This is a genomic window from Achromobacter sp. (assembly GCF_032102605.1).
Classification (GTDB): Bacteria; Pseudomonadota; Gammaproteobacteria; order Burkholderiales; family Burkholderiaceae_B; genus Achromobacter.
In genome coordinates, this window is sequence record NZ_DAMDGT010000009.1 from 196,690 (window position 1) to 209,352 (window position 12,663).

Consider the following 12,663-nt stretch of genomic DNA (forward strand, 5'->3'; position numbering starts at 1 on the left):
ATTTTTTTCATTACAATGCAGTCCCTGCGCGTGCCCCGGCACGCAACGCCGGTGTAGCTCAGTTGGTAGAGCAGCTCACTTGTAATGAGAAGGTCGAGGGTTCGATTCCTTTCACCGGCACCAGACACCACCCGTATCCCGTCATATCGGATGGCGCTTGAAACCCGCACCAGCAAAGGCTGTGCGGGTTTTTTATTGGCCAAGTAGTTGCGATCACCAAGTAGGTGCGATCAACGCGATGACGCCGTCGGCTTCAAGTCCCGGGCGGATCGACTCGCCGTCCGGGAGAAATTCGACTACTTGCCATCCAGGGCCAGGATTTCGACTTTTAGCGTAGTTCCGTCATTGACGAGCGAATCCGCGATGCTCTTGGCTTCTTCATGAGCCATCCCTCCGACATCAAGATGCCTTCCTGAAATCGGCCCCATGATCACGGCTTCAGTGATTGTCTTGTCGTTGGCGGATATCCGCGCAGTATTGCCGACATGGGCTGCCGTGAAGGACTCCAGTTCCTTCGCGCTGCTTGCGGACAACACTAGGCTTAACGAAGCGAGTTTGCGGTCGTCGTCGAACGACGGCTTGGCGCTCTCCACGCGAAGCGAAAGGGCTGCCAATACTGTCGAAGCGTCGGAAGACGGCCGGCGATATTCGGACGACCAATTCGCGCATGTGGGAGCCTTCCCGATAATTTCCGTCATCAGTTCTTGCGCGCGAATCGCTGCCTTCGGGAGTGCATCGCACTGTCCTGGCGTTAAAAAGAAAAAGCCAGTAGGTGGATCAAATCCGAATGCCGTTCCCGAAAAATCGAGGTTCTCTCCGAGGATATTTCGTACTTCATCAAACAACCGTGAGGCATCCTCTTCCTTTCCGGTATCAATCAACAGGAACGCGCGGGGGCGGGAGCTGGGAAGTGGCGCCTGCTCTTCATATTCTGTGCAGCCCGCCACCAGCAGGACCGTCGCAAACGCAAAAGCAAAACGAGCTTTCATCGACCAGTAACCCATGTCCACCACCTTTTGCTCAAGCCACGGTCTGTGCCAATAACGTCCCTTAGGCCCAGGTCACCACTGACAATTCGGAAGGAATGACGATCAACAAGCGGCGCATGTACCATCAGATAGTCAAATCCATTTGGCACGGACTGTCCGGCAATCGTGGCTTGTGCCACTTGCCTTGCGGTCGATTTCGGGCGAGGCCCCGCCGCCGCTACTAGCCGATGAGATCGGAAATTTAGTTCCCACATCACTTTGGCTGCAGGTAGCTGCGTCTCATAAACCTGAGGGGAAACCTCGCCGAGCGTGAGCTGAACTTCGGGCCGTCCATCTGACACGCCAACGCTAATCGGGATCGGAAGTCGCGAAACCACGCGACGTTCAAAAAATTCATCTTGCAGCATGTCCCGCGTCGCAACAACGGACAGCGGGCGACCATCCCAGTCAAGGGGGCGAGAGTTGATTTCGTAGTTGAACTCGTGCTGCCCCCAATCAAGCGCCCAAGTTTCCACCGCAATACGTCTACCTCCAATGAAACACAACGTCTTACCCGGCGGGGCGATTGCGAACGGTTTGTATGAAATGCCTTTGATGACGCGAATATTGCTATTCATCCTTGTCTGCCCCCCAGCCAATTAGCGGCGTTGCTTGGCGAAGTGGCTAAGATCATGAATAGCGGCTGCACCGTCTATCAGCGCTGTCTGAATTCATCAGTAGCATCCAGGCTTTTTTTGGCCCGCAGGCACGGCTACTTTTCCACTAGAGGTGCAAGTTCACCCGCGAGCAAGCATGCCGACGACGGTAAACAATCGTCAGAGCGGACAGCGGATCATCACAGAGCGACCCAGAGAAGTTGAACCGCGCAGCGGGCAGGGGTGAAAAGTTTTCTATTACCGGTCTAAGCGGCGTCCGAAACAAAGACGTAGGGCATCTGCTGCTGGGCGGCGGTCTCGGCTCAGGGCGTGATCGCATTTGAATGACCCGCCAAGATCCAGAGTCGGTACGTCTTGGGCAGCAATGACGCCCGCATAGCGGGCCCGATTGATCCGCCGCCCGGCGCCGCCTAGCCGCATGATTAGCTGGGATTGAAGCGCTAGCCATCTTTGACCCAGCCATGCGCTCTCTCTGCCAAGCTCCCAATATTGGCGAGCCGCACCGGCCCGAGTGCACCACCCACGCGGCACCCGTAATCATCGCCAGCACCGCGCCCCATCCCGCGGTTGCCCCGAATACCGCCCCCTGGGCTGAACCTGATACAACCTAAGCAGAAACGACGAGGTGAACCATGATTGACGGATTGATAGCGGGCAAGATCTACGGGCAGGCCAAGAAGGGGGTCGGCAAGAATGGCAGCGTTTACGTCACCGCGAAGGTGCGCGCGGCCGGTGGGGATGGCGAACCCCTGTTGGTGAACGTCATCACGTTTTCGCAGAGCGCTGGACAGGCGCTGACGGCGCTGGGCGACGGCGAAAGCGTGGCGCTGTCTGGCTCGCTGACCGTGAAGGTGTGGAAGGACCGCGATGGTGTGATTCGTCCCGCCCTGGATATGCAGGCGCATGCCGTGCTCACCGCGCACCCGGCCAGAAAGCAGGGACAGGTGGCGGGCGAGGACTCCGCCAATACCCCCCGCGATTGAAGACGCGGCGCATCCGTTCGCGGACAACGTCTTACCGGGTGCAGCCGTCGCTACACTAGATACGTAGTCGATACGGATCGATGCCTGGCCTGGCTCGGTTCGGCCCACGCGGCCAGCGACCCTGCCGGCGGCGGCGAACAGTAAGCAAAAAAAAGCCCAACCGCGCGGTTGGGCTTTGTGCTCGGCCTCAGCCCAGCGGCGGCAGCATATCGAACAGCAGCACCATCACCAGGCCCACCACCGCGACGATCGACTGCACCACCGAGATCGTCTTGGTGGCTTCGCCCATGGTCATGCCGAAGGACTCCTTCACCATCCAGAAGCCCGCGTGGTTGGCATAGTTGAAAAAGAGCGAACCGCAGCCGATCGAGAGCGCTAGCAGCGGCAGGTTCAGGCTGGGATCGGCGCCAGCCAGCGGCGCGAGCAGGCCCGCGGCGCCAACGATGCCGACCGTGGCGGAGCCCGTGGACACCGACAGCAGCATGGCGATCAGCCAGCCCAGGATCAGCGGCGGGAACGCGAACTGATGGGTCAGGTGCACGATGGCATCGCCCACCTTGGCGCTGGTCAGCACCTGCTGGAAGGCGCCGCCGCCAGCGATGATGAGCATGATGCCCGCGATGGGCCTGAGACTCTGGCCCAGCGCGCCGCGCAGTTTTTCCGCGTCGCCGCCGCGCAGGAACACCAGCGTCACGGCCGCAAACAACACGCCCAGCAGCATCGCGACCACCGGGTTGCCCAGGAAGGCGGCCACGTGCGTCACGCTGGAATCCTTGGGCAGCAGCATCTCGGCCAGGGCGTGCACCAGCATCAGCAGTGCGGGCAGCAGGGCCGCCAGGACGCCCAGGCCCACGCTGGGCGCATTCTTGCCCTGTGCGGCATCGGTCGTCGCCGTGAACTGCTCGAGCAGCGCCTCGTCAGGCCGGGTGGTCATGCGCGGGGCAATGAAAGCGCCATACAGCGGACCGCCGAAGATCATGGCCGGCAGGGCGGCGATAAAGCCGTAGATCATGGTGGGACCGACGGTGGTCTTCAGCGTGGCGATTGCGGTCAGCGGGCCGGGATGCGGCGGCACCATGCCGTGCATGGCCGCCAGGGCCGCGATAACCGGCACGCCGACGTAGACGTAGGCCGAGCCCTTGAAACGCTCCTGGCTTTCCAGCTTGCGCGCCACGCTGAAGATCAGCGGCAGCATCACCACCAGCCCCACTTCAAAGAACATCGGAATGCCGATGACGAACGCCACCAGCGTCATCGCCCAGGGAATCATGCGGGCCGAGGTATGCCGCAGGATGGCATTGGCCAGGCGCTCGGTGGTGCCGGAATCGGCCAGGATCTTGCCCAGCATGGCGCCCAGGGCAATCACCACGCCCACTGCGCCCAGCGTCTTGCCGGCGCCATCCGTCAGATTCTTGACGATGGCGACCGGCGCCATGCCGGTGGCAAAGCCGACGCCGATGGAGACGATCAGCAGCGCCAGCAGCGGATGCATGCGTATGCGCGAAACGATGAGCGCGACCAGGACCAGAACGCTCACCAGGGCGGTGAGCAGCAATTGGATGTCGAACGAAGACATGAATGAACCCAGAAAAACGAGAGAGGTCGCGAACCTTCTGGGTGCCATGATACGGGATCGGGTTGACGGCAGCCTTGCAGGCTGGCGCTCCCGGAGAGGGCGCCATTCGCCGGCCTTCGCCACGAGGGCTAGCCGGTAACCGCCAACGGCAATTCCGAAAACCGGAACCAGGTTTTCGACCCGTTTTGCATTCTTTCGATTTTTTGTGCATAATTCGCCCCCTCTACCTGTTCCCCGATAGCTCAGTCGGTAGAGCGACGGACTGTTAATCCGCAGGTCGCTGGTTCGAGCCCAGCTCGGGGAGCCAAGAATTTGCAGTATCGCAGTACCCCTAAAAAAGCCCGCAACTTGTTTGCGGGCTTTTTGCATTGGGGCGGCGGTTGCCATGCCGCGTGCATGGCGTAGGATGGCTCGCATCCGCATATCCGCTTATCCCTTGGCACCCACACACCCATGCGTTCCACGCGATCCCTGCCTGCCCTGGTCTCGCTGCGCGCCTTCGAGGCGGCCGCAAGGCGGCTAAGCTTTTCGCAGGCGGCCCAGGAATTGTTCGTCACGCAAAGCGCCATCAGCCACCATATCCAGCGGCTGGAAAAGGAATTGGGCGTTGCGCTCTTTGAACGGCGCACGCGCGCCGTCGCGCTTACCGAGGCCGGCCAGGCCTATTTCGATCGCGTGCACGCGGCGTTCGAGCTGCTGCGCCAGGGCACGGACGAGATCCGCGCACCTGAGGCCCCGCGGCATATCCTCAAGGTCGGATTGCTGGCTTCGTTCGCCACCCGATGGCTTGCGCCGCGCCTGCCGGCGTTTGCCGCGTCGCACCCGGACATCGACCTGCAATTGCAGCCGGACATCGCGCTGGCGGACGTCGCGGGCGGCGAGGTCGACGCGGCCATCCGCTATGGCCGGGGCGGCTGGCCCGGCGTGCGGGCGTCGCTGCTGATGACGGAGCGGCTGTCGGTCGTGTGCGCGCCAGCGCTGGTGGCAGGCAGGAAGCGTCCGAAGACTCCATCGGACCTGCTGCGCCATCCCCTGTTGGCCTCGCACGCAAGGCAGCCTTTCGAGTGGGACGCCTGGGCGCGGCGGCACGGCCTGGATCTGGGGCTTGCGCGAACGGTGCGACTGCATGACTACAACATCGTCATTGAGGCCGCGCTGGCGGGGCAGGGCCTGGCCATGGGGCGGCATCGGCTCATCGCCTCGCAGCTTGCCAGCGGCGCGCTGGTGCAGGCGCTGCCCGGCGCCACGCTTGAAGATCCCCGCATCGGCTGGTGGTTCGTGACGCCACGCGGCGCGCTCAGCGAACCGGTCCGCGCCTTGCACGACTGGCTGGCGCAGGTAGCTGCGCAAGACGGCGAAGACTGCACGCATTAGTTTTACTCATACGTACTGCGCAAGAATTGATTGGTCATGCGTCGCCGCGGCCGATAGCATCGGGGTAGCGTCAAGACCTCCTTTCCATTTTCCTCTCAGGTGATCCGCTATGACCCGCAGTATTTCCGCCCGCGTTACCGAACTTGGCCTGGTCCTGGAAGCCGCCGCCGCTCCGGCCGCCAACTACGTGCCGTACGTCCAGGAGGGCAATCTGCTTTATATCTCCGGCCAGATCTCGCGCAAGGACGGCAAAGCCGCCTACCTGGGCCAGTTGGGCAATCAGGTGTCGGATGCCGACGGCGTCGAGGCTGCGCGCCTGTCCGCGCTTGGGATCCTGGCGCAGATCGCCGCGGCCACGGGTGACCGCCTGGATCGCGTCGCACGCGTGGTGCGCCTGGGCGTGTTCGTGGCCAGCACGCCCGACTTCAATCGCCAGAGCGCAGTCGCCAACGGCGCCTCCGACCTGATGGTCGATGTGTTCGGCGATGCGGGCCGGCATGCGCGCAGCGCCGTGGGCGTTGCGTCCCTGCCGCAAGGCGTGGCCGTTGAAGTCGAAGCCGTCATTGCACTGACCCAGGCCTGATCCCCGGACTTTCGACAGGAGCCGCCATGTCCGCCCCTCTCACGCCCGGCGCCGTGCAGGCGCTGCGCGCCCTGACACCCGGCACGCAGAGCACGGTGCATTTCAATCATGCCGGCGCGTCGCTGCCGTCCGCCGCCACGCTGCAGGCGATACACGCGCATCTGAAGCGCGAAGCGGCTCAAGGTCCGATGGAAGCGGGCGTGGCGGCGCGCGACCTGACGGAAGCGGCGCGTGTCCTGGCCGCGCAACTGCTAAATGCCCAGGTCGACGAAATCGCCCTGACTGGCGGCAACTCATCGGGTTGGGGCGCAGCCTTCGCGGCGCTGCCGGCGTGGCGCCCCGGCGACCGCATCCTGGTCGGCCGCCACGAATGGGGCGGCAATCTGGCGGCCCTGCGGCTCAATGCGGAGCGCGCCGGGGCGACGCTGGAAACCATTCCGTCGGACGCCAGCGGCTGCGTGGACGCGCAAGCGCTGGAGTCCATGCTGGACGGCAGAGTTCGTTTGATCGTGCTGACCTGGCTGCCCGCCAACGGTGGCTTGATCAATCCCGCCGCGGAAATTGGCCGTGTGGCTCGCCGTCACGGTATTCCGTATTTCATCGACGGGGCGCAGGCCGTGGGACAGTTTCCCATCGACGTGGCGCAGATTGGATGCGACGTGCTGAGCGGCGCCGGCCGCAAGGCATTGCGTGGGCCGCGCGGCACGGGGCTGCTGTACGTGCGGCGCGATTTTCTGGAACAGCTCACGCCCGCGTTCGTGGACACTCACTCGGCGCCGCTGGGCCCGGATGGCCGGCCCATGCTGCGCAAGGACGCCGCGCGGCTGGAATCCGCCGAAAATTCGCTGGCCCTGCGCTGCGGGCTGGCCAACGCTTTGCGCGAGGCGCTGGATCTGGGTCTGGACACGATCCGTGCCACGATCGACGCAAACGCCCAGGCACTACGCGCCGAGCTCGCGGCCATTTCCGGCATTACCGTGCTGGACCAAGGCCGGGAACGGTCCGGACTGGTCTCCTTCAACCTTGCAGGCCAGGATGCGGGCGACGTGCAGCGCACGCTTGCCGCGCAAGGCATCACGATCGGCAGCAACGGCGTGCCCTACACGCCGCTGGACATGCAGGCCCGTGGCCTGGATCGCATTGCGCGCGCGTCGGTCAGCTATCTGACCAGCAGCGCGGAAATAGACCGCCTGCTGGAAGCGTTGCGCAAGCTGGCCGGCTAGACGAAGCGAGCGTGGCGCGGCTGGCTGAGTGAGGCTAACCAAGCGAGGCTAACGAAGCGTAGCTAACCGAGCCGGCCAACCAAGCGCGGCTAACCAGGCGCGACGGCCCGGGCGGCCCGCTACGCCCCGCCCGCCGCGCGTGCGCGCCCCGCAAACGGCGACCACTTCGTGAACACAAGCAGGTTGCCCACCATCACCAGCGCCAACCCCAGCAGTGCGTAGGGCGTCCACCGATACCCCTCGGCGACGGTCGACACGCTCAGCGCCACGACGGGAAACAGCACGGTGCAATAGGCGGCGCGCGCCGGCCCCATGCGGCCGACAAGCGTCAGATAGGCGGTAAAGCCCACCACCGAACCGAAAACGGCCAGATAGAGCAAGGCGCCGACATACGATGGCGACGGATCGAAGTCGAAAGGCAATCCTGCGGCCATGCAGCCCGCCAGGAGAATCGCGGCCCCATAAAGCATGCTGTAGGCGTTGCCCGTCAGCGGCCGGATGCCGGCGCGTTGCTGCAAGGACGACAGCATGTTGCCCGTGGAAAAGCAGAACGTGCCCAAGAGCGCGAAGCCCAGGCCCAACAGGGTTTCGTCACTGGCCTGCTGGGTGGCAAGTTCGGTCCAGAAGAGCAGCACAAGGCCGCAAAAGCCAAACAGCCCCGCCGTCATCACGCGCGGCGCAACGCGGGTGCCGAACCACAGGCGCGCGTTCAAGGCATTCCAGAGCGTCGACGTTGAAAACACCACGGACACCAGTCCACTGGGTATCCATTGCGTCGCCGTGTAGAAGCAAAGGAAATTCAGGCAGAAAAGGCAAAGGCCCTGGCCCACGCACAGCCAATGGCCGCGCCGGTCGAGCTTCTGAAGTTTGCGCGTCAGCACCAGCGCTCCGAACAGCAGCAGCCCGGCCAGTGCGAAGCGATAAAAGATCGATACGGGAATGGCCACCACGCCGAGCTGGAACTTGATGGCAATCCAGGTCGTGCCCCAGATGAGCACGGTCAGAAAATAGAGGAACAGGTTCACGATGCGTTGCGCGTCAGTATCGGCGCCAGATTCAAAAAAGGACATCGACGGGCAGTGCTGCCGCCGGGAAGCCAGTGTGCGCCCCGATGCAACGCGCGAATTGCCGGTTCTTGCGGTTTTGTCCGTATCGGGCGCGTCACGCGCGCGCGATCGCAGTAGCATTCCTTCCATGGGCACCACTGCTACGGCTCCGGCCGATTTTTCCGTTTTCCGCACACTGTCTGGCTCCACCGCCACGTTGCAGCGCGCGGCCCCGCTGGGCGAGGGCATGGCGATCTCGCAGTGGGCGCGGACCGCCCGCGAAACCCTGGGATACGAAACGCCGGGCCACCACACCTTGTCGCTTTACCTGCACGGCGGCGACAAGTCGTTCCGCGTCGGCCAGGATTCGCTGCATGGCGGCGCGGGCAAGTTCTGCGTGCTGCCCGCGGAACACCATTCCCGCTGGAGCATGAACGATCCCGTGCATTTCCTGCACCTGTACATTGCCCCGCAACGACTGGCTCGCGAAGCGGTCATGCGCCTGGATTGCGAACCGCGCACGCTCGAATTGCGCGACCGCACCTACATCCAGGACGATTCGCTGATCGACGTCTGCCGCAGGCTGCTGGGCACGGACTGGAGCCAGCCGGCCGACCGCCTGGCCGCCAGCAGCGCGGCCGAAACCGTGCTGCACCATCTGCTGTTGCAGGGCGTGGCGCGCAAGAACCCGCAACCGGCGCGCGGGGGCCTGGCGCCCGGCGTGCGCCGCCGCATCATGGACTATGTGGACGCGCATCTTGCCGAGCCCTTGACGCTGGACGAGCTCGCGGGTGTGGCCGCGCTGTCCACCTATCACTTCGCGCGCATGTTCCATGCATCGTTCGGCGAGCCGCCGCACGCGTGGGTGCGGACAAGGCGGCTTGCCCGAGCAAAGACGTTGCTGCTGTCGGGCAAGGGCGACCTTGCCGGCATCGCGCAGGCCAGCGGATTTGGCAACGCCAGCCACCTCGCGCGGGTATTTCGGGACGCCACCGGCGTGACACCAGGGCAATACCGCCGGGCCCGCGCCAGCCACTGATCCGCCACCTGGCCGGGGATCTCGCCGGCGGGATGGCCGGTCTACAATGGCGCATTGCCCTAGCGGCCTCCCTCGGCCTGATCCTGCCTGCACAGACGCGATGCCGACTCCGACCTCTCGCGAACTTCCCCTTCTTGCCGAAAGCGCCGGCCCGCGCCCTTTGAAAGCGCACTGGCTGGCTGAACTGATCCGCTTGCGCGAGGCGCACTGGGGTCCGCTCGAAGACGCGCAGATCGTCCGACAGGTGCGCCAGCTTGACGCCGACCTGCCGTCCCGCATCCTGGCCCGCGCGGCGCTTCTTTCGCAACGCGAAAACCTTTCTTCCCTCGTCGACGGCTGGCGCCGCAGCGCCACCGGCATCCTGCTCCTCCTTTTCCTGCTGGCATTGATATCCGGCGCGGGCGCCGCATTGGGCGCGCTGGGCGATGGAACGCGGCCGGTCAACGTGCTGTGGGCGGTGGGCGCATTGCTGGGACTGCACGCGTTGACCTTCCTGCTTTGGTTGGGCAGCTTTCTGCTGCGGCCCTCGGCCGTGACGGGCCTTGGGCGGCTGTGGCTGTGGGCCACGCGCAAGCTCGCGCGCGGCCCGGACGGCGCACTGGTGCCGCAGGCCTTCCTGAACCTGCTGTCGCGCGCCGGCGCGTTGCGCGGCCTGTTCGGCAGCATCAGCCACCTGCTTTGGCTGACCGCCTTGAGCGCGGCGCTGGCGACCCTGCTGGCCGTGCTGTCCACCGCCAGCTATCGCTTCGTATGGGCCACCACGCTGCTCGCGCCGGACACCTTCGTCTGGCTCACTCAAGCGATCGGCTGGCTTCCTGCCCATCTTGGTTTTCCCATGCCGGACGCCGCCACGATCCGGGCCAGCGACGGCACGCAAGCCTTGCCGGCCAGCGCGCAGGTGCAGTGGTCGCTCTGGTTGATCGGCATCGTGGTCGTCTACGGCATCCTGCCGCGTCTGGTCGCAGGGGCGCTGTGCGTGGCCGCCACCGTTCGCGCCCTGCGCGGCGTGCGCATCGATCCCTCTCTCGCAGGCTTCTCGACACTGCGAGACCGGCTGGAGCCGCCGGCGCTTTCAACCGGCATCGACCGCCCCGTAGATCCTCTCCACGAGCCCCGCGTCCATGCGCCATCGCTGGACGGCCTGGGCGGGCAGCCCGTGCTGCTGGGACTCGAATTGCCTGCGGATCTTGCCTGGCCGCCCGTGGACCTGCCCGCCGGCATTCGCCAGGCCGGCAACCTGGATACCCGTGAAGAGCGCAACCGCGTGCTCGATGCCCTGGCCGGATCTGCCGCCTCGCGCCTGCTGATCGCCTGCGACGCGCGCCAGACGCCGGATCGCGGCACGCTGTCGCTGATCGCGGATCTGTCCGCGCATGCGGGCCAGACCGGCGTCTGGCTGATCATGCCCAGCGCGGGCGCCGAGACACGCGCGCCCCTGTGGCGCGACCGGCTGCAGGCCTTGGGCCTGCCTGCCGACGCCATCCTGCAGGCGCCCTCCGCGCCGTTGGCGTGGCTGGAGCCCGGCCATGGCTGAATCCATCATCAACATCGCAGTCGTCGGCCACACCAATACGGGCAAGACCTCGCTGCTGCGCACGCTCACGCGCGACACCACGTTCGGCGAAGTGGCCGATCGTCCCGGCACCACGCGGCACGTCGAGGGCGCGCGCCTGCGCCTGGACGGACGCCCCGTGCTCGAGTGGTTCGACACGCCGGGCATGGAAGACAGCATCGCCTTGCTGGAATACCTGGAACGTCTGGACCAGCCCGGCGAGCGCCTGGATGGCCCCGCGCGCATACGACGATTCCTGGACACGCCCGAGGCGCACGGGCGCTACGAACAAGAGGCCCGCGTTCTGACCAAGATGCTGGCCTGCGACGCCGCGCTGTACGTCATCGATGCGCGCGATCCGGTGCTGGGCAAGCATCGCGACGAACTCGCGATCCTGGCGGCTTGCGGCCGCCCCTTGCTGCCGGTGCTCAACTTCGTCAACGCGCCGGCGCACCGCGCCGACGAATGGCGCGACGCGATGGCGCGGCTGGGCCTGCATGCGGTCGTGGAATTCGATACGGTCGCGCCCCCGCTGGATGGCGAGCAGCAGCTCTATGCCAAGCTGGGGGTGCTGCTGGACCGGCACGCGGGCGCACTGGCCAGGCTGGGAGACAGCCTGGCCGCGCAGCGCCGTGAACGCCACGTTGCGGCCCACGAACTCCTTGCGGACCTGCTGATCGACGTCGCCGCGCTGCACGTGTCCAGTCCCAGCGACGACGCATCGCTGACCGCCGCTTCCGGCCGACTGCGCGACCAGGTCCGCCAGCGCGAGCAAACGTGCGTCAACGCCCTGCTCGCGCTCTACAACTTTCGCGCTTCGGACCTCGCCGACGAAGCGCTGCCCCTGCAAGGTGAACGCTGGGGCATGGATCTCTTCCATCCGCAGGCGCTCAAGGACATGGGCGTGCAAGTGGGCATGGGCGCGGCCGCCGGCGCCATGGCGGGCGCCGCCGTCGACCTGATGAGCGCGGGTCTGAGCCTGGGCACGGGCATGCTGATCGGCGCCGCCGCGGGAGGCCTGTGGCAAGGCGTGGAAAAACTCGGCAAGCGCGTTGCGGGCAAGCTGCGCGGCTGGCGCGAAATCAGCGTCGACGATGCGGTGCTGCGCCTGCTTGCGCTGCGGCAACGGCAGCTGATCGACGCTCTGGAGCGCCGCGGCCACGCCGCGCGTGAACCATTGCGGCTAGGTCTTCCGGACGATGAGGCATGGCGCAAGGGGCCCTTGCCGGAAGCCCTGAAAGAAGCGCGCAGCCGGCCCGAATGGTCGGCCCTGGGTAAACACTACGAAGACAGCGACCGGCGCAAGCGCATGCTGCACGAATTGGCGAAAACCCTTGCATCCGCGCCGCTGCCGGCCAATTGACCGGCGGCCCGCACGCCCCGCCGAACGCACCATTCAACGCATCCGGCAAGTGCGCGATAACCCCAATCCAAACCGATTGACGCTTAAACGAATGCGTCGATAAGATTCGATCTGCATCGACGCGGGTCCGTCCCCGTCATGCCAATCACAAGGGGTTGGGTCTATCGTGAAGTCGAAGTCCTGCGCAGTGATTTCCGGCAACGCCAGCCTCGGCCTGTGCGCAGTTCGCGCCATGCGCCGCCCGTCCCCTGCCTGTCCATCGTCGTAAGCAGCAACGCC

Annotated in this window: 11 protein-coding genes and 2 tRNA genes; 9 read left to right on the forward strand and 4 right to left on the reverse strand. The window is 65.3% G+C overall.

Translation table 11 applies throughout. The features are described 5' to 3' along the window. Positions 1-47: 47 nt before the first annotated feature. Positions 48-123: transfer RNA gene (locus RT614_RS20550), tRNA-Thr, on the forward strand. Between the two features lie 173 nt (positions 124-296). Here the strand turns inward: RT614_RS20550 and RT614_RS20555 are convergent. Then, positions 297-1,004, reverse strand: a complete 708-nt coding sequence (locus RT614_RS20555; protein ID WP_313623969.1) for a SecDF P1 head subdomain-containing protein — start codon at positions 1,002-1,004, stop codon at positions 297-299. Next, positions 986-1,606, reverse strand: coding sequence for a hypothetical protein (locus RT614_RS20560; protein ID WP_313623970.1), 621 nt, complete (start codon positions 1,604-1,606; stop codon positions 986-988). The genes RT614_RS20555 and RT614_RS20560 overlap by 19 nt, the downstream gene beginning before the upstream one ends. A 671-nt stretch (positions 1,607-2,277) precedes the next feature. Between RT614_RS20560 and RT614_RS20565 the strand changes: the two genes are divergently transcribed. Then, positions 2,278-2,628, forward strand: a complete 351-nt coding sequence (locus tag RT614_RS20565; RefSeq protein WP_313623971.1) for a single-stranded DNA-binding protein — start codon at positions 2,278-2,280, stop codon at positions 2,626-2,628. Positions 2,629-2,815: 187 nt separating this feature from the next. Here the strand turns inward: RT614_RS20565 and RT614_RS20570 are convergent, their stop codons facing one another. Continuing rightward, positions 2,816-4,204, reverse strand: coding sequence for a gluconate:H+ symporter (locus tag RT614_RS20570; RefSeq protein WP_313623972.1), 1,389 nt, complete (start codon positions 4,202-4,204; stop codon positions 2,816-2,818). A 231-nt stretch (positions 4,205-4,435) separates the two neighbouring features. Between RT614_RS20570 and RT614_RS20575 the strand changes: the two genes are divergently transcribed. The 4 genes from RT614_RS20575 (at position 4,436) to RT614_RS20590 (ending at position 7,384) form a co-directional block, all read left to right on the forward strand. Next, positions 4,436-4,511, forward strand: a tRNA-Asn gene (locus RT614_RS20575). Between the two features lie 146 nt (positions 4,512-4,657). Further along, positions 4,658-5,578: a transcriptional regulator GcvA gene (gene gcvA, locus RT614_RS20580; RefSeq protein ID WP_313623973.1), complete on the forward strand. Its 921-nt coding sequence runs from the start codon at positions 4,658-4,660 to the stop codon at positions 5,576-5,578. Positions 5,579-5,687: 109 nt separating this feature from the next. Further along, positions 5,688-6,161, forward strand: coding sequence for a RidA family protein (locus RT614_RS20585; protein WP_313623974.1), 474 nt, complete (start codon positions 5,688-5,690; stop codon positions 6,159-6,161). 26 nt (positions 6,162-6,187) lie between these two features. After that, positions 6,188-7,384, forward strand: a complete 1,197-nt coding sequence (locus tag RT614_RS20590; protein WP_313623975.1) for an aminotransferase class V-fold PLP-dependent enzyme — start codon at positions 6,188-6,190, stop codon at positions 7,382-7,384. A gap of 119 nt (positions 7,385-7,503) precedes the next feature. Here the strand turns inward: RT614_RS20590 and RT614_RS20595 are convergent, their stop codons facing one another. Next, positions 7,504-8,409 carry an EamA family transporter gene (locus RT614_RS20595; RefSeq protein ID WP_313624062.1) on the reverse strand — a complete coding sequence of 302 codons (906 nt, stop codon included), beginning with the start codon at positions 8,407-8,409 and terminating at the stop codon, positions 7,504-7,506. A gap of 169 nt (positions 8,410-8,578) precedes the next feature. Here RT614_RS20595 and RT614_RS20600 point away from each other — a divergent pair, with 169 nt between their 5' ends. The 3 genes from RT614_RS20600 to RT614_RS20610 all read left to right on the forward strand — a co-directional run bounded on the left by RT614_RS20600 (position 8,579) and on the right by RT614_RS20610 (position 12,384). Continuing rightward, positions 8,579-9,469: an AraC family transcriptional regulator gene (locus RT614_RS20600; RefSeq protein ID WP_313623976.1), complete on the forward strand. Its 891-nt coding sequence runs from the start codon at positions 8,579-8,581 to the stop codon at positions 9,467-9,469. A gap of 100 nt (positions 9,470-9,569) precedes the next feature. After that, complete coding sequence (locus RT614_RS20605) at positions 9,570-11,003, forward strand: DUF2868 domain-containing protein (RefSeq protein ID WP_313623977.1); 1,434 nt, start codon at positions 9,570-9,572, stop codon at positions 11,001-11,003. Beyond that, positions 10,996-12,384 (forward strand): GTPase/DUF3482 domain-containing protein, encoded by a 1,389-nt coding sequence (locus tag RT614_RS20610; RefSeq protein ID WP_313623978.1) that lies wholly within the window; start codon positions 10,996-10,998, stop codon positions 12,382-12,384. The genes RT614_RS20605 and RT614_RS20610 overlap by 8 nt, the downstream gene beginning before the upstream one ends. Positions 12,385-12,663 lie beyond the last annotated feature (279 nt).